Annotated in this window: 24 protein-coding genes; 15 read left to right on the forward strand and 9 right to left on the reverse strand. The window is 61.9% G+C overall.

Translation table 11 applies throughout. The annotated features are described in order from the left end of the window. Positions 1–20 precede the first annotated feature (20 nt). The 7 genes from uvrC to tpiA all read left to right on the forward strand — a co-directional run bounded on the left by uvrC (position 21) and on the right by tpiA (position 8,317). Positions 21–2,183 (forward strand): excinuclease ABC subunit UvrC, encoded by a 2,163-nt coding sequence (gene uvrC, locus C7T36_RS22270; RefSeq protein WP_072782526.1) that lies wholly within the window; start codon positions 21–23, stop codon positions 2,181–2,183. Next, positions 2,180–3,079 (forward strand): RNase adapter RapZ, encoded by a 900-nt coding sequence (gene rapZ / locus C7T36_RS22275; RefSeq protein ID WP_033232134.1) that lies wholly within the window; start codon positions 2,180–2,182, stop codon positions 3,077–3,079. Before uvrC ends, rapZ begins: the two co-directional genes overlap by 4 nt. Beyond that, positions 3,076–4,131 carry a uridine diphosphate-N-acetylglucosamine-binding protein YvcK gene (gene yvcK, locus C7T36_RS22280; RefSeq protein ID WP_033232133.1) on the forward strand — a complete coding sequence of 352 codons (1,056 nt, stop codon included), beginning with the start codon at positions 3,076–3,078 and terminating at the stop codon, positions 4,129–4,131. The genes rapZ and yvcK overlap by 4 nt, the downstream gene beginning before the upstream one ends. Continuing rightward, positions 4,128–5,105 carry a DNA-binding protein WhiA gene (whiA, locus tag C7T36_RS22285; protein WP_172935629.1) on the forward strand — a complete coding sequence of 326 codons (978 nt, stop codon included), beginning with the start codon at positions 4,128–4,130 and terminating at the stop codon, positions 5,103–5,105. Before yvcK ends, whiA begins: the two co-directional genes overlap by 4 nt. A 168-nt stretch (positions 5,106–5,273) precedes the next feature. After that, a complete protein-coding gene (gap, locus tag C7T36_RS22290; RefSeq protein ID WP_033232131.1) occupies positions 5,274–6,293 on the forward strand; it encodes a type I glyceraldehyde-3-phosphate dehydrogenase in 1,020 nt (339 codons plus the stop codon). A 17-nt stretch (positions 6,294–6,310) separates the two neighbouring features. Beyond that, complete coding sequence (locus C7T36_RS22295) at positions 6,311–7,522, forward strand: phosphoglycerate kinase (protein ID WP_045067686.1); 1,212 nt, start codon at positions 6,311–6,313, stop codon at positions 7,520–7,522. Between the two features lie 6 nt (positions 7,523–7,528). After that, on the forward strand, positions 7,529–8,317 hold the full coding sequence (tpiA, locus tag C7T36_RS22300) for a triose-phosphate isomerase (RefSeq protein ID WP_033232129.1): 789 nt from the start codon (positions 7,529–7,531) through the stop codon (positions 8,315–8,317). Positions 8,318–8,383: 66 nt separating this feature from the next. On the opposite strand, the gene C7T36_RS22305 is transcribed toward tpiA, so the two are convergent. Continuing rightward, positions 8,384–9,166, reverse strand: a complete 783-nt coding sequence (locus C7T36_RS22305; protein WP_033232128.1) for a tyrosine-protein phosphatase — start codon at positions 9,164–9,166, stop codon at positions 8,384–8,386. 186 nt (positions 9,167–9,352) lie between these two features. Here C7T36_RS22305 and secG point away from each other — a divergent pair, with 186 nt between their 5' ends. From secG to C7T36_RS30255, 6 genes are all read left to right on the forward strand, one after another. After that, positions 9,353–9,586 carry a preprotein translocase subunit SecG gene (secG, locus tag C7T36_RS22310; protein ID WP_033232127.1) on the forward strand — a complete coding sequence of 78 codons (234 nt, stop codon included), beginning with the start codon at positions 9,353–9,355 and terminating at the stop codon, positions 9,584–9,586. A gap of 74 nt (positions 9,587–9,660) precedes the next feature. Further along, a complete protein-coding gene (ppc, locus tag C7T36_RS22315; RefSeq protein ID WP_045067687.1) occupies positions 9,661–12,441 on the forward strand; it encodes a phosphoenolpyruvate carboxylase in 2,781 nt (926 codons plus the stop codon). 274 nt (positions 12,442–12,715) lie between these two features. Beyond that, on the forward strand, positions 12,716–13,975 hold the full coding sequence (locus C7T36_RS22320) for a CdaR family transcriptional regulator (protein WP_033232125.1): 1,260 nt from the start codon (positions 12,716–12,718) through the stop codon (positions 13,973–13,975). A gap of 350 nt (positions 13,976–14,325) precedes the next feature. Further along, positions 14,326–14,469, forward strand: coding sequence for a hypothetical protein (locus C7T36_RS30245; protein ID WP_165826291.1), 144 nt, complete (start codon positions 14,326–14,328; stop codon positions 14,467–14,469). Between the two features lie 44 nt (positions 14,470–14,513). Further along, on the forward strand, positions 14,514–14,657 hold the full coding sequence (locus tag C7T36_RS30250; RefSeq protein ID WP_165826289.1) for a hypothetical protein: 144 nt from the start codon (positions 14,514–14,516) through the stop codon (positions 14,655–14,657). Between the two features lie 62 nt (positions 14,658–14,719). Next, positions 14,720–14,887, forward strand: a complete 168-nt coding sequence (locus tag C7T36_RS30255) for a hypothetical protein (protein WP_165826287.1) — start codon at positions 14,720–14,722, stop codon at positions 14,885–14,887. Positions 14,888–14,960: 73 nt separating this feature from the next. Here the strand turns inward: C7T36_RS30255 and C7T36_RS22325 are convergent, their stop codons facing one another. The 3 genes from C7T36_RS22325 to C7T36_RS22335 all read right to left on the reverse strand — a co-directional run bounded on the left by C7T36_RS22325 (position 14,961) and on the right by C7T36_RS22335 (position 16,290). After that, positions 14,961–15,161, reverse strand: a complete 201-nt coding sequence (locus C7T36_RS22325) for a hypothetical protein (protein WP_106939789.1) — start codon at positions 15,159–15,161, stop codon at positions 14,961–14,963. Positions 15,162–15,413: 252 nt separating this feature from the next. Beyond that, on the reverse strand, positions 15,414–15,890 hold the full coding sequence (locus C7T36_RS22330; RefSeq protein WP_045067688.1) for a hypothetical protein: 477 nt from the start codon (positions 15,888–15,890) through the stop codon (positions 15,414–15,416). A gap of 43 nt (positions 15,891–15,933) precedes the next feature. Beyond that, positions 15,934–16,290 (reverse strand): hypothetical protein, encoded by a 357-nt coding sequence (locus C7T36_RS22335; RefSeq protein ID WP_052683534.1) that lies wholly within the window; start codon positions 16,288–16,290, stop codon positions 15,934–15,936. Positions 16,291–16,857: 567 nt separating this feature from the next. Here C7T36_RS22335 and C7T36_RS22345 point away from each other — a divergent pair. Beyond that, positions 16,858–17,433 (forward strand): Chromate resistance protein ChrB, encoded by a 576-nt coding sequence (locus C7T36_RS22345; RefSeq protein WP_239654725.1) that lies wholly within the window; start codon positions 16,858–16,860, stop codon positions 17,431–17,433. Continuing rightward, complete coding sequence (locus C7T36_RS22350) at positions 17,430–18,605, forward strand: MFS transporter (protein WP_045067689.1); 1,176 nt, start codon at positions 17,430–17,432, stop codon at positions 18,603–18,605. The genes C7T36_RS22345 and C7T36_RS22350 overlap by 4 nt, the downstream gene beginning before the upstream one ends. A 69-nt stretch (positions 18,606–18,674) precedes the next feature. Here C7T36_RS22350 and C7T36_RS22355 read toward each other — a convergent pair whose 3' ends face one another. From C7T36_RS22355 to C7T36_RS22375, 5 genes are all read right to left on the reverse strand, one after another. Continuing rightward, positions 18,675–19,100, reverse strand: a complete 426-nt coding sequence (locus tag C7T36_RS22355; protein ID WP_202025587.1) for a hypothetical protein — start codon at positions 19,098–19,100, stop codon at positions 18,675–18,677. A gap of 197 nt (positions 19,101–19,297) precedes the next feature. Further along, a complete protein-coding gene (locus C7T36_RS22360; RefSeq protein WP_239654726.1) occupies positions 19,298–20,227 on the reverse strand; it encodes a TIGR01777 family oxidoreductase in 930 nt (309 codons plus the stop codon). Further along, complete coding sequence (locus C7T36_RS22365; RefSeq protein WP_045067690.1) at positions 20,224–20,901, reverse strand: TetR family transcriptional regulator; 678 nt, start codon at positions 20,899–20,901, stop codon at positions 20,224–20,226. The genes C7T36_RS22360 and C7T36_RS22365 overlap by 4 nt, the downstream gene beginning before the upstream one ends. 77 nt (positions 20,902–20,978) lie before the next feature. Further along, positions 20,979–21,305: a TfoX/Sxy family protein gene (locus C7T36_RS22370; protein WP_045067691.1), complete on the reverse strand. Its 327-nt coding sequence runs from the start codon at positions 21,303–21,305 to the stop codon at positions 20,979–20,981. Positions 21,306–21,384: 79 nt separating this feature from the next. After that, complete coding sequence (locus C7T36_RS22375; protein WP_045067692.1) at positions 21,385–22,521, reverse strand: NAD(P)/FAD-dependent oxidoreductase; 1,137 nt, start codon at positions 22,519–22,521, stop codon at positions 21,385–21,387. Positions 22,522–22,553 lie beyond the last annotated feature (32 nt).

A 22,553-nucleotide genomic window follows, 5' to 3' on the forward strand; every position in this document is an offset into this window, starting at 1 on the left:
GCGACGACTAACGTGGAACTGTGCCGGATCCTTCGACTTATCGCCCCGCCACCGGAACAATCCCGGTGGCGCCTGGCGTCTACAAATTTCGTGATCCGCATGGTCGGGTCATCTACGTCGGCAAGGCCAAGAGCCTTCGTTCGCGTCTGAACTCGTACTTCGCGGACGTCACGACGCTTCATCCCCGCACCAGGCAGATGGTGACCACGGCCGGCAGCGTCGAGTGGACGGTCGTCAGCACCGAAGTCGAAGCGCTACAACTCGAATACAACTGGATCAAGGAGTTCGATCCGCGGTTCAATGTTCGCTATCGCGACGACAAGACGTATCCCGTTCTTGCGGTCACGCTGAACGAAGAGTTTCCGCGGCTGTTCGTCTACCGCGGTCCACGGCGCAAGGGTGTCAGGTACTTCGGTCCGTACTCGCACGCGTGGGCCATCCGAGAAACACTCGACCTATTACTTCGGGTGTTCCCGGCCCGCACGTGTTCCGCCGGAGTGTTCAAGCGCCACAACCAGATCGGCAGACCGTGTCTGCTCGGGTACATCGACAAGTGCTCTGCGCCGTGTGTGGGCCGTGTCAGCCCCGAGGAACACCGGCAGATCGTCGAGGACTTCTGCGACTTCCTCGCCGGGCGGACAGACAAGTTGGTGCGTGACCTCGAGAAGAAAATGCAGCAGGCGTCCGATGACCTCGATTTCGAGACTGCGGCGCGACTACGCGACGATATCGGAGCCCTCCGCAAGGCGCTCGAAAAACAAGCCGTAGTGCTCGGCGACGGCACCGATGCCGACCTCGTCGCGTTTGCGACCGATGACCTCGAGGCCGCGGTCCAGGTATTCCACGTGCGCGGCGGTCGGGTGCGGGGTCAACGCGGCTGGGTAGTGGAGAAGGCCGGTGACGCCATCGACTGGGCAGCTCTCGACGCAGACTCCGACCTCCCGATTCTGGTCGAGCAGTTCCTGACCCAGTTCTACGGCGAGCAGGCATCCCTCGAACCGGGGAGCGACCCGGAATCGGGTTCGAGCGCCGTTCCTCGCGAGGTGCTGGTTCCGGTACTCCCTCCCAACGCCGCCGAGATCCAGGTGTGGCTCAGCACCCTTCGCGGTTCTCAGGTTCAGCTGCGAGTTCCGCAGCGCGGCGACAAGAAGGATCTCGCCGAAACCGTGCAGCGCAACGCGAAAGAAGCTCTGGCGCAACACAAACTCAAGCGAGCGGGAGATTTCACGTCACGATCGGCCGCGCTTCAAGGTATCCAGGAAGCCCTCGATCTGGACTCGGCGCCGCTGCGAATCGAGTGTGTCGACATCAGTCACGTTCAGGGCACCGACGTCGTTGCCTCGCTCGTCGTGTTCGAGGACGGCTTGCCCCGCAAATCCGATTACCGCCATTACGCGATCAAGGAAGCCGCAGGCGACGGGCACTCGGACGACGTCGCGAGCATCGCCGAGATCACGCGTCGACGGTTCCTCCGACACAACCGTGACCTCGGAATCCTGGCCAATTCGGCCGCAGGTATGGACGCGGACGGCGGCGACCTGGCACCGGAAGCGGCGATCGATCCTCAGACCGGTCGGCCACGACGCTTTGCCTATCCGCCCAATCTGTTTGTGGTTGACGGTGGTGCGCCGCAGGTCAATGCCGCCGCCGCCGTGCTCGACGAGCTCGGCGTCACCGACGTAGCCGTCGTCGGACTCGCGAAACGACTCGAAGAAGTGTGGGTGCCCAACGAGGAAGATCCGGTGATCCTGCCTCGGACCAGTGAATCGCTGTACTTGCTGCAACGAATCCGCGACGAAGCGCACCGCTTTGCCATCACGTTCCACCGCAGCAAGCGCTCGCGGCGCATGACGGCGTCGGTGCTCGATTCGGTCAAGGGACTGGGGGAGACCCGGCGAACCGCGCTCGTGTCCCATTTTGGTTCCGTGGCAAATCTCAAGACCGCGACCGTCGAGGAAATCATGGAGGTCCCCGGCATCGGTGCCGCTACGGCGCGGGCCGTTCTCGACGCTTTGGGCGGCGAACCTGCGCAGACCGTCAACCGAGCGGAAGCGCTGCCGGGCGGGGTAGGGGATGATAAACAGGACGTGGAGTTCGAAATGTCGGATCAGCTGGTTCGGCAGGTACCGGACTCCGTGTCGAGCGAACCATCCATATCGACGACGGGGCAGAGTGCCGAGTGACCACAGACAGCGCAAACGACAGCCGAACCATGGACTTTCTCTTGGTCACGGGATTGTCCGGCGCCGGACTCAGTACTGCAGCCAAGGTCCTCGAAGACCTCGGCTGGTATGTAGCGGACAACCTACCGCCCGAATTGATCTCGCGAATGGTCGGATTGAGCCTGACGTCTGATCCACCGGTTGACCGACTTGCCGTGGTGATCGACGTGCGGTCTCGACTGTTCACCGGCGATCTCGGCTCGGTCCTCACGGAATTGGAGGCCGCGCCGATTCACACGCGTGTCCTCTATCTGGAGGCGTCCGACGACGTTCTGATCAGGCGGTTCGAGCAGGTTCGCCGTAGCCACCCGCTGCAGAACGAGGGCGTCGACGGCACACTCGCAGAAGGTATCGCTGCGGAGCGTCGGCAGTTGGCCGTGGTCAAGGCTGCCGCCGACTTGGTGATCGACACGTCTGCGCTCAAGGCACATCAATTGCGGCAGAAGATCGAAACGGCTTTCGGGGTCGAGGCGAACCGAACCATGAAGGTCACCGTGCAGTCGTTCGGGTTCAAATACGGTTTGCCCATCGACGCGGATCTCGTGTGCGACGTGCGTTTCCTGCCCAATCCGCATTGGATTCCCGAACTCCGCGATCACACCGGCCAGGAGGCCGGCGTTCGCGATTACGTCCTGTCTCAGGACGGCGCCGAAGACTACCTCGACACCTATCTGCATCTGCTCGACCTGACGATCGCCGGATATCGTCGAGAAGGAAAGCGCTACATGACAATTGCTGTGGGTTGCACCGGTGGGAAACATCGAAGTGTGGCCATGTCCGAGGCTCTTGCACGCAAGTTGGGCAGTGAGGCCGACATCGCGGTCAGCATCGTGCACCGAGATCTGGGCCGCGAATGAGCGGTTCGACGGGGCAGGATCTTCGGGGGCCCGCGGTCGTCGCTCTCGGTGGTGGTCACGGACTGTTTGCGACGCTGCAAGCTGTTCGCCGACTCACCTTCGACGTGACTGCCGTGGTCACTGTCGCAGACGACGGCGGCTCGTCCGGTCGCTTGCGCGCCGAACTCGGTGTGATCCCGCCTGGTGACCTTCGGATGGCGCTGGCGGCGTTGGCTGCCGACGAACCCGATGTCAGGGACTGGACGCGCACCATCCAGCACCGTTTCGGTGGTGTCGGCGCGTTGGCCGGGCATTCGGTGGGCAACCTGATTCTGGCCGGCCTCACCGAGGTGCTCGGCGACCCGGTTCAGGCGCTCGACGAGATGGCGCGACTGTTGCGGGTGCGCGGGCGGGTGCTGCCCATGTCGCCGATCGCGCTCGACATCGAAGCCGACGTTCAGGGTTTGGAAGAAGACCCTCGCGTCAGCCGGTGTATCCGCGGTCAGGTTGCAGTGGCGACCACGCCGGGAAAGGTGCGGCGCGTGCGTCTGTTGCCGGCAAATCCGCCCGCGAGTCCCGACGCGGTGGCTGCCATCGGACGAGCTGACCTCGTGGTGCTCGGACCTGGCTCGTGGTTTTCCAGTGTCATCCCACACGTGCTCGTCCCGGAATTGGTCGAGGCTCTCTCGTCCACCGAAGCCCGAAAGGTGCTCGTTCTCAATCTTGCTCCGGAACCTGGGGAGACGGCCGGATTCTCGGCAGAGCGTCACCTGCACGTACTCTCCCAGCATGTGCCCGATTTCCGGGTTGACTACGTCGTCGTCGATTCTGCGTCGGTTCCGCCGGGACGGGAACGTGAACATCTGGCGCGGGCAGCGCAACAGTTTCACGCCGAAGTCCGATATGCGGACGTCGCCGATACCGCGGCGGGTTCGGCGCATATCCACGATCCGGTGAAACTCGCCGAGGCCCTCGCCCAACTGACCGGGCGGACAGGCACTCTCGAACCGGCCAATGGGGCCGGCACCGATCATTCAACAGCAGAACAGAGGGAGAACACTTCGTGGCAATGACAGCGGAGGTCAAGGACGAACTGAGCCGGTTAGTGGTGACTCAGGTCAGCTGCCGAAAGGCTGAGGTCTCCGCACTGCTCCGATTTGCCGGCGGACTCCACATCGTCGGTGGCCGGGTTGTCGTCGAGGCCGAGGTGGATCTGGGATCCACCGCGCGTCGGCTACGCCGCGAGATCTTCGATCTCTTCACCTACAGCGCCGACGTTCACGTGTTGAGCGCGGGTGGGCTGCGAAAATCAGCCCGCTACATCGTGCGCGTTGCCAAGGAAGGCGAAGCCCTCGCACGCCAGACCGGGCTTCTCGATCTACGTGGCCGGCCGGTCCGCGGCCTGCCGGCTCAGGTTGTCGGCGGAAGCGTCGGTGACGCCGAAGCAGCTTGGCGCGGAGCTTTTCTCGCGCACGGTTCCCTGACCGAACCAGGCCGGTCCTCGGCGCTCGAAGTGAGCTGCCCCGGGCCCGAAGCGGCACTCGCGCTGGTCGGTGCTGCTCGTCGTCTCGGGATCTCGGCGAAGGCCCGCGAAGTGCGTGGCACGGATCGCGTCGTGATCCGCGACGGTGAGGCGATCGGTGACCTTCTGACCCGGATGGGCGCTCAGGACACTCGGCTCGTCTGGGAAGAGCGTCGGATGCGCCGCGAAGTGCGGGCAACGGCCAACCGGCTCGCGAACTTCGACGACGCCAATCTGCGACGCTCGGCTCGGGCTGCGGTGGCGGCCGCCGCGCGCGTCGAGCGGGCCCTGGAAATCCTCGGTGAGGATGTTCCGGATCATTTGGCTGCCGCAGGTGCCCTGCGCGTCGAACACCGCCAGGCGTCGCTCGAGGAGTTGGGACAGCTCGCTGACCCGCCGATGACGAAGGACGCTGTCGCGGGGCGTATCCGGCGTCTGCTGTCGATGGCCGATCGCAAGGCGAAGGAAACCGGCATTCCGGACACTGAATCCGCAGTCAACTCGGAGCTACTCGAAGAGGGATGATGGTCCCTCGCCGGCGGGGTCTTCAGGGTGGGCTGCGCACTCTGGAGCCAAGCACATTAGGGTAAGGGTCACATCGACCGATGAACCCCACGTCCGCGTCGTGCACACACGGATTCGGAACTGCGTGGGTCAAGTTGCACACCAGAATCATGGTCAAAGGAGCGAATTGTGACTGTCCGGGTTGGCGTAAACGGTTTCGGCCGTATCGGACGTAACTTCTTCAGGGCGGTGGATGCGCAGAAGGCGCTCGGAACCACCGATATCGAGATCGTGGCAGTCAACGACCTGACTGACAACGCGACGCTCGCTCACCTGCTGAAGTACGACTCCATCCTCGGCCGCTTGCCGTACGACGTGTCGCTCGACGGTGACGACACGATCGTCGTCGGCGATCAGCGCATCAAGGCCCTCGCACACCGCGGCCCGTTGAACGAGCTTCCCTGGGGCGAGCTGGGCGTCGACGTCGTCGTCGAGTCCACCGGCATCTTCACCGACGCAGCAAAGGCCAAGGGACACCTCGAAGCCGGCGCGAAGAAGGTCATCATCTCGGCTCCGGCCAAGGGTGAAGACATCACCATCGTCATGGGCGTCAACGACGACAAGTACGACGGCAGCCAGAACATCATCTCCAACGCCTCGTGCACCACCAACTGCCTCGGCCCCATCGCCAAGGTCCTCGATGACGAGTTCGGCATCGTCAAGGGTCTGATGACCACGATCCACGCGTACACGCAGGATCAGAACCTTCAGGATGCGCCGCACAGCGACCTCCGTCGCGCCCGCGCAGCCGCTCTCAACATCGTTCCGACCGGCACGGGCGCTGCCAAGGCAATCGGCCTGGTTCTCCCGCAGCTGCTCGGCAAGCTCGACGGTTACGCACTGCGCGTGCCGATCCCCACGGGTTCGGTCACCGACCTCACCGCGAACCTGAAGAAGTCGGCTACCGCTGACGAGATCAACGCCGCGATGAAGGCTGCAGCCGAGGGCCCCCTCAAGGGCATCCTCAAGTACACCGACGCACCGATCGTCTCGTCGGACATCGTCACCGACCCGCACTCGTCGATCTTCGACTCGGGTCTGACGAAGGTCATCGACGACCAGGTCAAGATCGTTTCCTGGTACGACAACGAGTGGGGCTACTCCAACCGCCTCGCCGACCTCATCGGCCTCGTCGCCAAGTCACTCTGAGCGGAGTTTCGATAACAGTGGCAGTTCAGACGCTGAAGGATCTGCTGGACGCTGGGGTCGAGGGGCGCACCGTACTGGTGCGTTCCGACCTCAACGTCCCGTTGGATGGCGGAGAAATCACGGACCCGGGCCGCATCGTCGCGTCCGCTCCCACCTTGCGGGCACTTGCCGAGGGTGGAGCGAAGGTCATCGTGACCGCGCACCTCGGGCGCCCCGACGGTCAGCCCGATCCCAAGTTCTCCCTCGCACCGGTTGCCGCGAAGTTGGCCGAAATCCTCGGTCGCAACGTGCAACTCGCCGGTGACGTCGTGGGACAGGACGCGCTGGCTCGTTCCGAAGGACTCACCGACGGTGACGTCCTGATGCTCGAGAACATCCGTTTCGACCCTCGCGAGACCAGCAATGACGAAGCCGAGCGGGTCAAGCTCGCCAAGGCTCTCGTCGAGCTGGTCGGTGATGACGGCGCATTCGTCTCCGACGGATTCGGTGTTGTTCACCGCAAGCAGGCGTCGGTCTTCGACGTCGCGAAGCTGCTCCCGCACTACGCGGGTTACCTCGTCGGCGCCGAGGTCGAGGTGCTCGCCAAGCTCACGCAGGACGCGGCGCGTCCGTACGCAGTGGTGCTCGGTGGCTCCAAGGTCTCGGACAAGCTGGCCGTCATCGAGGCACTGGCACCCAAGGTCGACACACTGGTGATCGGCGGCGGAATGTTCTACACGTTCCTCGCGGCTCAGGGTGTGTCCGTTGGCAATTCGCTCTGCGAAGAGTCCATGATCGAGACCTGCAAGAGCCTCCTCGACCGGTACGCGGACGTCATCCACATCCCTCAGGATGTTGTTGTCGCGGACTCCTTCTCGGCTGATGCCGAGTCGAAGATCGTTCCGTTCGACAAGATTCCCGACGGCTGGATGGGTCTGGACATCGGACCGGAGTCGGTCAAGCGCTTTGCCGCGATCCTGACCGGAGCCAAGACGGTGTTCTGGAACGGCCCGATGGGCGTGTTCGAGTTCCCGAAGTTCGAAGCCGGCACCCGCGGTGTTGCGGAGGCAATCGTCGAAGCAACCGCCAAGGGCGCGTTCAGCGTCGTCGGCGGCGGCGACTCTGCTGCGGCTGTCCGCCAGCTCGGAATCCCGGACGAAGGCTTCTCGCACATTTCCACCGGCGGCGGCGCTTCCCTCGAATACCTCGAGGGTAAAGAGCTTCCCGGCATCGCAGTACTGGAAGGCTGATCCGACATGGCACGTAAGCCGTTGATCGCCGGCAACTGGAAGATGAATCTGAACCACCTCGAGGCTATCGCCCTGGTGCAGAAGATCGCGTTCTCCTTGCCTGCGAAGTACTTCGACAAAGTGGACGTCACGGTTATCCCGCCGTTCACCGACATCCGTAGCGTCCAGACGCTGATCGAGGGCGACAAGCTCCTGCTCACGTACGGCGCGCAGGACGTCTCCGCTCAGGACAGCGGTGCATTCACCGGCGAGATCAGCGGCTCCATGCTGGCCAAGCTCGGATGCACCTACGTCGTGGTCGGACACTCGGAGCGTCGCACCCTGCACGGTGAGACCAACGAGCTTGTCCTCGCCAAGACCAAGGCTGCCTTGAAGAACGACCTCACACCGATTGTGTGCATCGGTGAGGGCCTCGAGATTCGCGAAGCGGGCAACCACGTCGCCTACAACGTGGAGCAGCTCAAGGGTTCTCTGGCCGGCTTGAGCGCGGAGGAGATCTCCAAGATCGTCATCGCGTACGAGCCTGTCTGGGCAATCGGCACCGGTCGAGTCGCTTCTGCTGAGGACGCTCAGGAAGTGTGCGCAGCGGTTCGCGGCACGGTCGCCGAACTCGCCGACGCTGACGTGGCTGCAGGCGTACGAGTCCTGTACGGCGGCAGCGTCAGCTCCAAGAATGTCGGAGAGATCGTCGGCCAGGCCGACGTCGACGGCGCTCTTGTCGGCGGCGCGTCACTCAAGGCGGACGAGTTTGCCACGTTGTCTGCGATTGCAGCGGGCGGGCCACTGCCTAGCTAGCATGTGATCTGAAAAGAACAGTGGGCGCGTAACCGAAATGGTTACGCGCCCACTGTTTTTGCATTCTCAGGCAACCAGTTTTGAGCCGAGTGCGTCGATGGTGTCGGCGGTGAGGCCGAGTCCGTCGTGCAGATAGTTCTCAATTGACGAGTAGCTGGCGCCCACCTGCTCGAAGGCTGCACCGAGGTAACTCTCCTCGACGGTCAACATGACACGAACCACGTCGGCCCGACCGATCGCAGCCGTTTGAGCAATACGCTCGGCAGCCGCGTCGACGTAAGCCGCGGAGTAGGTGTTGGTGAGCAGATAATCGTCGACGATGGTCTCCTGCGGAACCCCTGCGAGAGTCTGCAGCAACGCTGCTGCCCAACCCGTGCGATCCTTTCCGGCGGTGCAATGGAACAACTGGGGTCCCGGTGTTGTCGCGAGCGCGGTAAGCAATTGGGAGAACCCGGCGCGGGTCGCGTCGTCGGTCACAAAACTGCGATTGAGTTCGCGCATGAAATCCTGCGCAGAGTCGACGGTGCGGATTGCCAGAGCCGAGTTCTGAATTGTTCCCGGAAGGATCGGGATGTGTGTGTACTTGGCTGCCGAGAGAATGGTGTCCGGGGTTTCCGAAGCCTCGGCCTCGGAGCGAACGTCGTAGACGGCGGTCAGGCCCAACGATTCGACAACAGCCAGATCCGCCCCGGTGGGGATGAGGACGTTGGCACGGTAGAAGACACCGCGCCGCATGGTGGTCCCGCTTGATGTCGAGTATCCGTTTCCGGCGACATCTCGGAAGTTGTGGACGGAAGCGAGACGCGGAGTGCTCTCGTGTGTTGTGGGACCAGTGGTGTCGGTGTGCATCAGAACAAGCCTTCCGAAGGTAACGTCGCGTCACTTCGAAACTAGCGGGCCGGAAACTCGGCGTTGTGATCGGTACCACCGAACGAGACAACCTGTCGCACGGGTATGTGGTCGGGTTAGCTGTGATCGCCTGTATGGTGTTATCGGTTGTAGTTGTCCCTATTGGATTGGTGGCCGTAGACAGACATGGAACTGTTCTTGGATATCCTGCTGGTCATCACCAGCTTGCTCTTGATTCTGCTGGTGCTGCTGCATCGGGCCAAGGGCGGCGGGCTGTCGAGCCTGTTCGGCGGCGGTGTCCAGTCCAGCCTGTCCGGATCGACAGTGGTCGAGAAGAACCTCGACAGATTGACTGTTTTCACCGCTCTGATCTGGGTCATTTCGATCGTCGGCATCGGCCTGGAGATCAAGTTCGCCTGATCGCCTCCCATCACGTATTTCACACAGAACCCCGCCATCGAGCGGGGTTCTGCGTTTCCGTTGATAATTGAACGATGACCGAATTCGTCTCGAATCAGCATCGTGAAACACCACGCGAGGCCACCGAGCCACTGCGTGAGGACATTCGGCTTCTCGGCGGGATCCTGGGGCAGATTGTTCGCGAACAGGCCGGCGACACCGTATTCGATCTTGTTGAACGCGCCCGGGTGGAATCGTTCCGAGTACGCCGTTCCGAAATTGACCGCGCCGAACTGGTCTCGTTGTTCGCTGGAGTCAGCACCGCCGACGCTATCCCGGTGATCCGTGCGTTCAGCCACTTCGCCTTGCTCGCCAACCTGGCCGAAGACATCCACCGTGAGCGTCGGCGCGCCATTCACATCAATGCCGGCGAACCACCGCGTGACAGCACACTGGCCGCTACCTACCGCAAACTCGACGGTGCGGACATCAACTCCGCGACTGTCGAAGATGCACTGCGCGGCGCCCTTGTCTCACCGGTCATCACAGCTCATCCGACGGAAACGCGTCGACGGACAGTCTTCGAGACACAGTCTCGCATCACCGAATTGATGCGCTACCGCGAACGCACGGCGTTGAGCGTCGGGGAAACCGCGGACGTCGACCTGGACTTGCGTCGGCAGATTCTTACTCTTTGGCAGACCGCGCTGATCCGGCTCTCGCGTCTACGAATCCAGGACGAGATCGAAGTCGGATTGCGTTACTACGACGCAGCCCTGTTCGAAGTCATTCCCAAAATCAACGCCGAAGTGCGCAAGGCGCTTCGAAGCCGGTGGCCCGACGCAGACCTCCTGCGTGAGCCGATCTTGCGTCCGGGTTCCTGGATCGGCGGTGACCGCGACGGAAACCCCTATGTGACGGGGGAGATCGTGCATCGCGCGACGACCCGAGCGGCGGCCACGGCAATCGAGCATCACCTCGCCGAACTCGAACATCTAGAGCGCGAGCTGTCGATGTCGGCGCGGTTGGTCACGGTGACACCGGAATTGGATCTTCTGGCATCGACCTCGGGTGACGATTCGGTGTTCCGGGCGGACGAACCCTACCGTCGCGCAATCCGAGGAATCCGTGGACGCCTCACCGCCACAGGACTTTCCATCTTGGGGGAGATGCCCGCGCACGGCGGCGACTCCGGGCTGGAGGCATACCGCGAACCCGCGCAACTTCAGCACGATCTAGCTGTCATCGACACGTCACTGCGCCGCAACGGTGACGCGGTGATAGCCGATGATCGCCTCGAACGTTTGCGAGAAGCCGTGGAGGTGTTCGGGTTTCACCTCTCGGGTCTGGACATGCGGCAGAACTCCGAAGTTCATGAGAGCGTCGTTGCCGAGTTGTTGGCCTGGTCGGGTGTTCACCCGGACTATGCGTCGTTGTCGGAATCGGAAAAAGTGGACCTGCTCTCGGCGGAACTGACCACCCGTCGGCCGTTGACGTCGCCGGATGCGGAGTTCTCCGAACTGACGACCAAGGAACTGGCGATCATGCACGCCGGTGCCAAGGCAGTTCGAGTTCTGGGCGCCGGTGCTGTTCCCAACTACATCATCAGCATGTGCAGCTCCGTGAGCGACATGCTCGAGGCCGCGGTCCTGCTCAAGGAGGTGGGAGTTCTCGATCCGGGTGTTGGTGGTGAGCCGTCATGCCCCATCGGCATTGTTCCGCTGTTCGAGACGATCGAGGACTTGCAGGGCGGCGCGGCAACATTGCTTGCCACGCTCGACATTCCGATTTACCGAGCCATCGTGACGTCCCGGGGCAACAGCCAGGAAGTGATGCTCGGGTACTCCGATTCCAACAAGGACGGTGGCTACCTGGCTGCCAATTGGGCGCTGTACCGCGCAGAACTCGATCTGGTCGACGCCGCACGGAAGAGTGGAATCCGGTTGCGGCTCTTCCACGGTCGCGGCGGAACCGTCGGGCGTGGTGGTGGACCCAGCTACGAGGCAATTCTTGCGCAACCTCCCGGAGCTGTCGAAGGTTCGCTGAGGATCACCGAGCAGGGTGAGGTGATCGCAGCGAAGTACGCCGAGCCGCGGTTGGCTCATCGCAACCTCGAGACGCTCATCGCTGCGACGTTGGAGTCGACGTTGCTCGACGTCGAAGGGCTCGGAAGCGACGCCGAGGCGGCGTACACCGTTCTGGATGAGCTTGCTGCCCTGGCGCGTACCGCGTACAGCGAATTGGTCCATGACACACCGGGATTCGTCCAGTACTTCGAGGCGTCGACGCCGGTTGCAGAAATCGGGGCACTCAACATCGGTAGCCGACCCGCCTCGCGTAAGCAGACCAAGGCGATCTCCGATCTGCGTGCGATTCCGTGGGTGTTGTCCTGGAGTCAGTCACGCGTCATGCTGCCAGGCTGGTACGGCACAGGCGCGGCTTTCGAGCGATGGATCGACGGCAACCCGGAGCGTTTGGCGACGCTGACGCGTTTGTACGAGAAGTGGCCGTTCTTCCGGACTGTGCTCTCGAACATGGCGATGGTGATGTCGAAATCCGACATGGGCTTGGCGGCCCGCTACGCGGAGTTGGTTCCCGACGTAGAACTGCGTGATCGAGTCTTCGGCATGATCACCGACGAGCATGCGCGAACCGTTCGGATGTACAAGGAGATCACCGGCTACGGCGATTTGTTTGCTGATAATTCAGGCCTGGAACGTTCCGTCCACAACCGTTTCCCGTATCTCGAACCGCTCAATCACTTGCAGGTCGAGTTGATCAGGCGATATCGATCAGGTGACGAGAGTGACCAGGTCCGGCGCGGTATTCAGCTGACGATGAACGGCCTGGCCACGGCGCTGCGGAACAGCGGCTAAATAGCGGTCATTTTGCCCACGCCGGGAGCCTCCGGTGTAGTCGGTCGGCGTGACCATGTCATGCCGACCGACCAGAAATCCAAATTGTCTCATTTGACAATTGGACGACCGTTCATGTGGTAGACATCACATCGCCTGACGTAATCGGGAACGGCAGACGCAAGCGGCTAAAGTCCTCAATTCGGGCACCGCGGCGGGTTTCTCATTCCCTGACGCGTCGAGCCGCCGGCCATCGCGCCGCGCGACACTCTTGTCTCGAGGAGGCTTGTCTACGATGTCCACTGCGCTGTTGAATACCTCGGGGCCGCTGATGCTCGGAGGCGAACCCGCCTCCACTGCGGTCCGCGACTTCGTCCCGCTGGCGGCCGAACTTGTGAAGAACTTCTCCCGCGCCAACGCAACCTTCAAAACCCTCAACCTGGAATCCGTTCAGGAGGATTTGGTTGCGGTGACCGCGCAGGGGTTGCAACTGGCGATCCAACTCATGGACCACAGGAAGCTGCCGACCGACCGCGACCTGGACAGTATTCACACCCTGACCGTCCGGCAGGCCCGCCAGGGTGTCCCGCTCAGTGCCATCCTTGCTGTAACAGACGAAGCCATCAGCGTCATTCGGAACCTTATCCTCAGCAGAGCGGGCGTCGAGGACTCTGCCAACCTCAAGGAGCTCAACCACCTCCTGTTCACAGTCGCGCAGCGCCTGCATTCATTCATCTCGGTCAGCTATCTGGCGGCGATCCCTGCCGGCGCCCAGCTCGAGGGGAGCTCCGCCGGCGCCCTCGTCAAAGCCATGTTGGACGGAGACGATCCCACTGATCTTGCGTTGCAGTTGGGTATCGAGCTCGCACCCCGCTATCTCGTTCTGCGACTCCTCGTGAACCTGCCGAAACCCCGGCCGGGGGCCAGGGACGGCGCGCATCAGCGCCTGCAGGCATACCGTGATCTCGCCGCGGCACAAGCCAAGGTTGCTGCCCACTTCGGAGCCAAGTTGCTCGAAGCCCCGGCGCCGCAACGCGGCCTGGTCCTCATCGAGGGCACACCACACTGGGGGTTGGTGTGCCAAGTCGTGCGTCAGGCGACGGCCAAGATCGGGGTGCAGATCACGGCAGTCGGCGAGAATGCCGCGCTCGAGGATCTCCCAGCGGCCCAGGCGACCACCCGCGAGTTGGTCCACCTCGTCCGGAGGCTCGGGCTGCCGGCGCAGTCATACCGGATGGAGGACCTCGCGCTCGAGTATCAATTGACCCGGACCGGCCCAGCGCGCGACAGCCTGATCGGCCTACTCAGGCCGCTCGACAGCAACCCTGAACTGTTGCAGACGCTGTCCGTGCACTTGTCGAACGACCAGCACCGGCAGCGCACCGCGTCAGCGTTGGGCCTGCACACGAACACCGTCGACAACCGGATCAAGCGCATTGCACACCTCACCGGATTGGACCCGACTTTGCCCTCTGAGCTGCTTAAACTGCGTGCGGCGATGATCGCACTGACCTTTGTCAGCACCGACGTGGACATCCGTCCAGTGAAATTGTGAAACCTCACATAACTCACTGGTAACAACCCACTTTTGATGGCTGGACCCCACTTTTCAGTAGACAACCGGGATATAAAAATGTGGCGCGAATCACCGCGCAGACCAGTAACGAAAAAGGGGAAAGACATGATCAACGGCCAGGAAAACGCCCTCCTCGGTGCCTTCTTCGACACGATCCTGCAGCTGTTCAACGCAGGCAGCACCGGAACTGGCTCGACGAACGGCGGCGGCGTCGCCTAGGGACGCATTTCGTGCCCCTGTGCGAGATCCTTCGCACAGGGGCACGTTTCTCGCCCCCACGATCTGAGGGGGTGACCACACCGCCACCCCGCTTAGGCCAGGAGTAATACATGATCGCCTCACCAACGACCGGCGCTTTGGCCGTCGTCATGAACACCGTCCTGCAGATGTTCAACGCGGGCAGCAGCTTTCTCTTCACCAACAACGCTCCGCTTCCAGGCGGCGGCGAAGACCCCACGACGCCCGTGCCCTGATCGCTCCACCCGCTCGCACCGTAACGTCGCAGACAGGAATCATCGTGATCAACTCGCCGTACACCCAGGGCAGCCTGGTCATCGACTTCGGCTCTCTTGCCAGCGCACTCGGTTTCGGAAGTGCCGGCCCGATCGTCTCGTTCGGCAGTGCCGGAAGCATTGAATTCAGTAGTGTCGGCGGACTTTGACAGACCTCACTGTCTCCCACGCACATTCGTATCCACTCGCGAAACAGAAAGCAGGTCTTCCTGTGCCTACAATTCCGCTCACCGGTGACCCCGTCGTGATCAACATAATTGTCCAGCTTTTCAGCGCAGGCAGCAGCAATGCGCTCGCACTGGGCGGTGTCGGGAGCAGCGGTCTCGGTAGCACCGGGCTCGGCAGCTTCGACTCAGCGAGCATGGGCAGCGCCGCATAGCAGCCATCGTTCTGCGTGAACTGCTCCCCGAATCTCGGACTGACAAGTTCAGTTCTGACATTCGGGGAGCAGTTCAGTTCGAGTAGTCTCGCAGCGTAAAAACGAACCCGACTGCAATCGCGGCACCTGCCAGGACATACACCGCAATCCGCAACCATGTCGGGCTGGCAAAACTGACGGCAATCGCCGCAGCCAGAGCCACGATGATCATCACGACGCCGTAAGCCGGTGTGCGTTCCGGATGTGCCGCGTGTCGATGCTGTGAATTCTCCACTACTTCACTGTGCGCCACCGTGGTTGGCAGATGCAATGGTGAGTGTTTTTGTCAGCGTGAATACAACTGTGTTTCGAGACCTGGGTTCGCGTGGACGGATTCGAGCCGGGCGAGGTCGGCGGACACGACAAGCGTGTCCATGTCGTCGATCCCGGTTGCGCCGCACCAGGATTGGTCCGCGGGCCACCAAAAGTTCGGGGTGCGCGTCCGTGTGGCGCGTTGTGCGGGGGACCGGGTTGTCGTGACTACCTGCTAGTTCCACCCTTGCAGGCCTTCCGAGACGCGAGCACACCCGCGGATCGGTTCGTCGAGGAACTCGCCCCACCCATCCCAGAACAGTCCCGATTGCACGTCGTCGAAGTGGTCGTAGACGACATCGATCAGCTCTGGCGGCAGTGACCCCATTTCCGGTTCAGTGTCGAAGATGCCCTCGATTGTCGCGCACGGATCCGGGCGTCCGACACTATTGGGAAACCACGCTCCGACGATCTCGGAAAACTGCGTCCCGACAATCATCTCTGCGCCCACGGCAGTGGCGACCTGGGACCATGTCACCGCTCGCGGCTCGCCGTCGTCATGGATATAGGCCGGGTGCAGGATTCGCAGAACATGCGGGTAACGGTCGGCTAACCAGTGACCAGTCGGTCCTGCGTCGGGGTACGGGTAGGGCGCGAGCCATGTCGCGCTATCGGGCAACGAATCGCCGATCCAACCTAGGCGTGGGGGCATACTGCGATTCTCCATGCGTCGTCGCGGCGCTGCGTGAGTGCGATCAGGAGCAGACTTGTTGGAAAGTTGTGGCGCCCGGTCGTAATAGATAGCGCTTCTCTCTCCCGTCAGCCTCGAAAACAGCTGCGGTTTCGGATAACCGGGTCATAGTGCCCTTCTGGTACGGGTCGTCCCAACCGGAGGGCGAGTTGTTTCGCCGAGCATCAGTGTTGACCGCTTCCCAGTATTCGCCGGCGAACTTGGCTTCCCGCGCACCGCAGTGGGTGTACATCTTGTAGCTGTAGGCGGTGCCGATTTCAACCTTCTCCGGTGATGGTTCGGACGGAGCGCCGCATCCAGCCAGACCCGTTGTCAACAGCGCCGCTATGCTCAGCAACTTTGCTACCGAAAGCCTTGTCATACATCGACATTAGCTTTTGGGACTTTAGCTTTTGGTACGTTGATTGATCGCCGCGAGTCAGTGCCAGGTGTTCCACCACTCCGCATTCGACCATTCCACAAGGGGAACCAGCCATGGCGTCCAGATCTTCCAACTGGTACCGAGTCCGTAAGGCGGAATCGGGATCATCACGGCACCTCCTGAACCCAGCGCTGATGGTCTGGTTTATTCACACTACGCGGACGAGTGCTGTGCGACGATCGGCTGATGGCCGAGCGATGGTACGAAAATGAACGGCTCGACCGGTGGTACTTCACAGTGGTGTCGGTCTGGCTGGTCGTCATGATCGGCCCTTCGTATATCGGCGCGGTGACATCGTCGACATCGTCGCCTTCGGGCTGGGATTGGGTGAGTTTCGGTATCTGGCTGGTAGCTGTTGTCGCGTCGACCGTCTTTGCAATTCGATCCTGGCGGAACCGAAACAGGCCCACTCAGAGCAGTGTTGGCAGCCCAGATGAGGGTAAGTGAGCGATGCGGACGGAAACGAGCTTCACATTTTGAGATGTAACGAGTGATACATTCTCCAGTGTGAATTCCGAGTCATCCGTGAGTTGGCGGATAATCCTGATCAAGATTGCCGCCGAGCCGACGCGTCACCGTGTTGCCGTGTGGCGAGAACTGCGCAAAGTGGGTGCGTTGTCGATCGGGCAAGGCACCTGGGCTGTGCCCAACGTTCCGGCATTCGCGGCGGGCGTCGACCGTGCGAAAGAACTTGTCGACCGCGCGTCCGGTGAAGTTGTCTTCCTCAACGCAACGGGTGCGAGCGAGGAAGACAACTCGCGATTCGCCGCGATGTTCACCGCGGCCCGCGAGGAAGACTGGACCGAATTCCTGTCGGACTGTGCGAAATACGAGGCCGAGCTCGACAAAGAGATCCGGATCCAGAAATTTACACTCGCAGAACTCGAGGAAGAAGAGCAGAGCCTGGACAGGCTTCGTCGCTGGCATCGAGACTTGAAGGCGCGCGACGTATTCGGCGCGAGCAATGCCGAAAGCGCAACCGCGGCGCTCCAGCATTGCACGGTGCGGTTCGAGGACTACTCGGAGCGAGTGATCAACGCACTGCACTCTCCTGAAGGCAATGACGACGGTGATCCCACATGAGTGACAACAAGGCCCAGCTGGAAGGCGCGCGATGGCAGATGTGGCCGCTGTACGCGGCCGGGTTCACGACTGCATTCGGAGCCCATGCCGTTGCGGCGAACCTCGTGTTCGATCTCGACGATCTGGCGAATTCGCTGCTCTATCTCGGTCTGCTGCTGGCCCTGTACGACGGCGCCGAAGTCCTGCTCAAACCTGTGTTCGGCACGCTGGCAGATCGGATCGGTGCCAAGCCGGTCCTGCTCGGCGGGCTCGTCGCGTTTGCCGCAGCATCGTTTCTGTTTGTTGTTGTCGCGGATACGGATTGGTTGTGGTTGGCGCGGCTCGGCCAAGGTGCGGCAGCATCGGCATTCTCGCCGGCTGCAAGTTCTTCGGTGGCTCGATTGACCCGAAAAGGCAAGCACGGCAGTGCTTTCGGAACCTACGGGTTCTACAAAAGTCTCGGCTATACCCTCGGCCCGTTGCTGGGCGGTGTGATCGTGTGGATGGGTGGTCTCACACTTCTGTTTGCAGTCATGGCCGTCCTCGCGCTGGTTGTCGCGATCTGGGCCAAGGTCGTGGTACCTGCGCTTCCGCCGCTACCTCGGGCCAGGCAAACCGTGGTTGATTTGGCTCGTCGCCTGAGTGATCGTCAGTTCCTCGGTCCCACCGCAGCTCTTGCGGCGTCGACTGCCGCACTGTCGGTCGGTGTGGGGTTTCTCCCAGTTGCCGGCGTTGATGCGGGCCTTGGACCGATAGCAACAGGTGCGGCCGTGTCAGTACTGGCGTTGTGTGCGGCATTTGCTCAACCGCGAGCAGGCCGAGCACTCGACGCGGGAAAAATCACCGTCGAGCGAGGTGTGGCATGGGGATTGGTTGTCACCGCCGCCGGTCTGGCGCTTGCCATGATTCCGGGGCTGGTCGGGATTCTCACTGCGGCAGTTGCTGTCGGCATCGGCACCGGCATCATCACGCCCCTCGGCTTTGCCGCACTTGCTGCATCGACGCCCGAGGAGCGCATGGGTCAAACCATGGGTGCAGCCGAACTGGGACGTGAACTCGGTGACGCGGGCGGCCCGCTGATCGTCGCAGGCGTGGCAGCCGTCGCGACACTGACGGCGGGCTTCGGGGTACTTGCCGTAATAACACTGTTGATCGGCGCAGATTCCGCGCGTCAGCGCAACGTCCGTTCATGACGCCGTCGATGCTCCGTGGCTCGGTTGCCGGGAACGTCAGGTTGAAACGCCGCTCGTAATCTCGAGGCTCTAAGTGGTGGCCTGCGCTCTGATCAGTTGCGCGAGCGTCGATGACGTAATGCACAGAACTAGCGCGGAGATCACGACCAGCCAGAGCCCCCATCCCACTGACGGTCCAATGATCTTTCCGGCGATCTCGGTGCCGCGTTGGAGTATGCAGGCGGCGTTGCCGACGGCAACGATCAAGACTGCGATTCCCGCCAAGGGGCCAATGCAGTGGTTCTTCACCTGCGGTGTGACGCCCCTCGAAAGAAGCGGAGTCAATGCGAAAGCTGCACCGATCCCGAGGATCAGGGTGATCACGCCGCATTCGCCGATACCGGAACTACCCAGCGCGAGGAACGACGTCCACGGACCGATGCTGCCGATGATGATGCCGACACACGAGAGCGCTGCTGCGATCAGATTCGGCCTGAAATGAGCAGGCATCGGCATTTGAGGTACCCGGGGTGAAATCCCGAACGGCTGCTGCTCATACGGCTGACTTACCCGAATAGTCACTGGGTGGACCGACTCTCTCTAACAACGTTGTTGCTCATGTCTAGCTTCTTCGGAGTCTAGGGACCGCCCTCTGTGTTGTGACCGATTCGACAATATTCAATTGAACGTGAGTGCAGACCTGGCCCGGACTGTCAGCCCAAAGCAACGGGAAGCAAGCCTCGCGGAGTCTCCTGAACTATTTGGTGCAGCGCCGAGTTCAGCGTCGGAAACGTGAACTGGAAGCCGGTATCGGCGAGCACGCCCGGGTCCACCCAGCGGCTCTTGAGCACTAGCTCGGCTTCGGTGTGTATTACGCGTGCGCCGAACTCCAGCATCCAGCCGGGCGTCGGCAACCCGCGCGCTCGACCCAGGGATGCACGCATCTCACGCATCAACACGTCGTTGGTCACCGCAACGGGCGAGGCGACATTGACCGGACCGGAGATGGCGTGGTGCTCGTAGACGTGGGTGATGGAACGAACTAAGTCGTCGACGTGAACCCAACTGAACATCTGCCGACCGTCGCCCATTCTTCCGCCGAAGCCGACGCGGGCCAGATTGATGAACGGATTAATCGCCCCGCCGCCGGCGCCGAGCACGATCGACATCCGAAGCGCCACCTTGCGAACGGTTGTCGGTGCCTCGAACAGCTCTTGCTCCCAAGCTCGCGCGACAGCCACCGAGAATCCTGTTCCCAGCTCGCCGGTCCTCTCGTTCATCGGCCGATCACGAGCGTCTCGATAGATTGTGCCGGTGCTGGCATTTATCCAGAGTGATGGCGGCTGTGGTGTGCGGGCCAGTGCGCGACCAAGCTGCGCCGTGGTTTCCACCCGTGAGGAAAAGATCTCATCGGCGTTGCGCTTGTTGTAGCGGCAGCTCACCGAGCGTCCGGCGAGATTGACAACCAGATCCGCTCCATCCAGAACGTCGACGACGCCTTGTCCGTCGGACCAAGTGGCATCACTCGAGTCGCTCCGCCCGATCGTCCGAACATTGATCCCACTGGCTTCGAGCGAGCGACGAAGGTACTGCCCGATATAGCCCGACGCTCCGCAAATGACGACGTAATTCATGGTGCTCATCGCACGGTCTCCTCTTCTCGCGCAGTGACTTTGGCCATCAATTTCGCGACGTCACCGACCAAGCTCCTGGCCACTGGTAGGCGGGCGAGCTTGACGGTTTTCGCGACCACTGGGGCGAGACCGTCGACCAATGCACGCGTACGTGCTTGTCCAGGCGACGAATCGGTGACCCAGTGCAGAGTCACACCCATATAGGTGAGCCACAGAAGTGTGGGGAGCTGTTTCTCCAATGAGGGTGGTGTCCGCTGGTGGGAGGCAGTCAGAGCCTCGCGCATCAGATCGATCGCCATTGCTCGGGCATCGGTGGACTCGACCGAAAACGGGCTGGATCGCGAGGTGGTAGGTAACGCACTTTGCAGGAATGTTCCGCCGAAGTCGTGATAGGGCGTCATGACATCGAGTCCGGAGTGCAGAACTGTCTTCAGGTTCTCCGTGAGTGAGCCGCCCTGGCGCAACAGTGGAAGTGCCCGATCGCGGTGATCGCGCTGGACGACCAGATACAGCTCATGGACAAGTTCGTCCTTGCTGGCGAAGTAGTAGTAGGTATTTCCGAGAGAGACGCCTGCCTCGCTTGCGATCCGGCGCATGGTTGTCGACTGGAAGCCCTCGTCGCGGAAGAGTCGCAAGGCGGTATCCACAAGCTTTTCCCGCGTCTCAGTTCCGCGACTACTCATGACGTCTCCTAGTTTTGAACGTGTTCAAAACTGAGTCTACGCGGCATAGTTGAACGTGTTCAATTAGAGGTGTGAGGCTACTGTGAGTGCGCGAAATCCAGGGCTTCCTTGATCCAGGCGTTGAACTCCACGGTTGAACTGGTGCCAGTGCGATCGACCTCGACCCACCCTTTGCTCATCGGCTTTCCGCGCATGTCAGGCCAGTGTGCGCCCTTGTGTAGTAGCAGTTCGTCGACGCGTTCCGGCGCGCAGCGGATCAAGAGGTTGCCGTGAGAGTTCGCTGCGACCGCCAATTGTCCGTTGACCATGTAACTCAGGCCGCCGAACATCTTCACCTCACTGACGTCGTCCTCGCTCACGAGTGCATCGCGGATTCGATCTGCCAGTGCTTTGTCGTATGCCATGCGACCATCCCTCGATGTCGATATCGCGTACCCGGTACGGATATGTCTCACAAGCGTGACATGCGACGACCGATAAGCGTTACGAATGCGCAGGCTGTGGGGCGGTGAAGAACTCGACGAGTGAGAGCGGAGCGCGGTCGCCAAGGCAGAGTCCCAGGATCACGTCTGCGTCCGCCGCTTCCGATTGGCTGCGGGAGAACATCGCCGCTTCGTAGTCGGCAAGTGCCTCTTCGAGATTGTCTGGATGCGCTGCAATCGCCTTCCCGAGTTCGGCGCCGTCGTACATTGCCAAGTTCGCTCCCTCGCCGGACGGCGCCATCAGGTGCGCCGCGTCACCGAGGAGCGTCGCCCCCGGAACGTGGTCCCACTGGTGATCATTTGGGAGAGCGTGGATCGGACGCGAGATCAGCGCGGTTTCGCCCGCGGTGATGAGCGCGGTGAGTTCTGGTGCCCACCCGCCGAATTCGGCCGCGACTCGGGCGATCGATGCGGCGGTGTCCGTGAAATCGATGCTCGCAATCCACTCGGCGGGCCGGTTCAGTTGAACGTACGTGTGAATGACGCCACCGGACTCGCGGTGCGCGGTGATTCCCTTACCTGGGGCGAGCGCATACAGAGCGCCGCCGCCGACTACGTCGGCTGTCGCAGGGTGTCGCTCGTCAACATCGTGCAGGTATGTCTCGATGAATACGGTGCCCACGTACTCGGGTGTGGAGTCGGAGAGTAGAGGTCGAATCTTCGACCACGCGCCGTCGGCGCCCACGAGAAGGTCGGTAGTGACGGTTGTGCCGTCGTCGAAGGTGAGTTCGTGCCGGCCGTCGCCGAGGGAAACGGCACTGGACACTTTCCGTCCCCACTCAATGGTCCCGTCAGGTAGTGAGTCGAGCAGGATCTGGCGAAGATCCCCGCGAAGCACCTCGGGCCGTCCACCGGTGCCGTCGTCCGGTTCGTCGAGGAGCACCGTGCCGTGTTGGTCGAGTATCCGTGAAGCCGCGCCACCTTCGTGGATGATCGCGCGGAACTGGTCGGTGAGACCGGCCGCTGCGAGCGCAAGTTGTCCGTTGTTTTCGTGGATGTCGAGCTGGCCTCCCTGCGTGCGGGCTCCTTTGGAGGGTTCCGACTCGTAGATCGTTGCAGCGATGCCGTGAACGTGGAGGACACGCGCGAGGGTGAGGCCGCCGAGGCCGGCTCCGATGATCGTGACTGGAGTTGTCATGGTCTTAATTCCTTTCAATGAGATTGGAACGT

Source organism: Rhodococcus sp. AD45-ID, from assembly GCF_003023755.1.
Lineage (GTDB): Bacteria > Actinomycetota > Actinomycetes > Mycobacteriales > Mycobacteriaceae > Rhodococcus_F > Rhodococcus_F globerula.

Excerpts from the sequence above, each read along its gene's own strand:
- tpiA (WP_033232129.1), top strand. The coding sequence starts at position 7,529 with ATGGCACGTAAGCCGTTGATCGCCGGCAACTGGAAGATGAATCTGAAC.
- secG (WP_033232127.1), top strand. The coding sequence starts at position 9,353 with ATGGAACTGTTCTTGGATATCCTGCTGGTCATCACCAGCTTGCTCTTG.
- C7T36_RS22305 (WP_033232128.1), bottom strand. The coding sequence starts at position 9,166 with ATGCACACCGACACCACTGGTCCCACAACACACGAGAGCACTCCGCGT.
- C7T36_RS22360 (WP_239654726.1), bottom strand. The coding sequence starts at position 20,227 with ATGAGCACCATGAATTACGTCGTCATTTGCGGAGCGTCGGGCTATATC.
- C7T36_RS22335 (WP_052683534.1), bottom strand. The coding sequence starts at position 16,290 with ATGACAAGGCTTTCGGTAGCAAAGTTGCTGAGCATAGCGGCGCTGTTG.
- C7T36_RS22320 (WP_033232125.1), top strand. The coding sequence starts at position 12,716 with ATGTCCACTGCGCTGTTGAATACCTCGGGGCCGCTGATGCTCGGAGGC.
- C7T36_RS22330 (WP_045067688.1), bottom strand. The coding sequence starts at position 15,890 with ATGCCCCCACGCCTAGGTTGGATCGGCGATTCGTTGCCCGATAGCGCG.
- C7T36_RS22375 (WP_045067692.1), bottom strand. The coding sequence starts at position 22,521 with ATGACAACTCCAGTCACGATCATCGGAGCCGGCCTCGGCGGCCTCACC.
- C7T36_RS22365 (WP_045067690.1), bottom strand. The coding sequence starts at position 20,901 with ATGAGTAGTCGCGGAACTGAGACGCGGGAAAAGCTTGTGGATACCGCC.
- C7T36_RS22370 (WP_045067691.1), bottom strand. The coding sequence starts at position 21,305 with ATGGCATACGACAAAGCACTGGCAGATCGAATCCGCGATGCACTCGTG.
- ppc (WP_045067687.1), top strand. The coding sequence starts at position 9,661 with ATGACCGAATTCGTCTCGAATCAGCATCGTGAAACACCACGCGAGGCC.
- C7T36_RS30245 (WP_165826291.1), top strand. The coding sequence starts at position 14,326 with ATGATCGCCTCACCAACGACCGGCGCTTTGGCCGTCGTCATGAACACC.
- C7T36_RS22355 (WP_202025587.1), bottom strand. The coding sequence starts at position 19,100 with ATGCCGATGCCTGCTCATTTCAGGCCGAATCTGATCGCAGCAGCGCTC.
- yvcK (WP_033232133.1), top strand. The coding sequence starts at position 3,076 with ATGAGCGGTTCGACGGGGCAGGATCTTCGGGGGCCCGCGGTCGTCGCT.
- C7T36_RS22350 (WP_045067689.1), top strand. The coding sequence starts at position 17,430 with ATGAGTGACAACAAGGCCCAGCTGGAAGGCGCGCGATGGCAGATGTGG.
- whiA (WP_172935629.1), top strand. The coding sequence starts at position 4,128 with ATGACAGCGGAGGTCAAGGACGAACTGAGCCGGTTAGTGGTGACTCAG.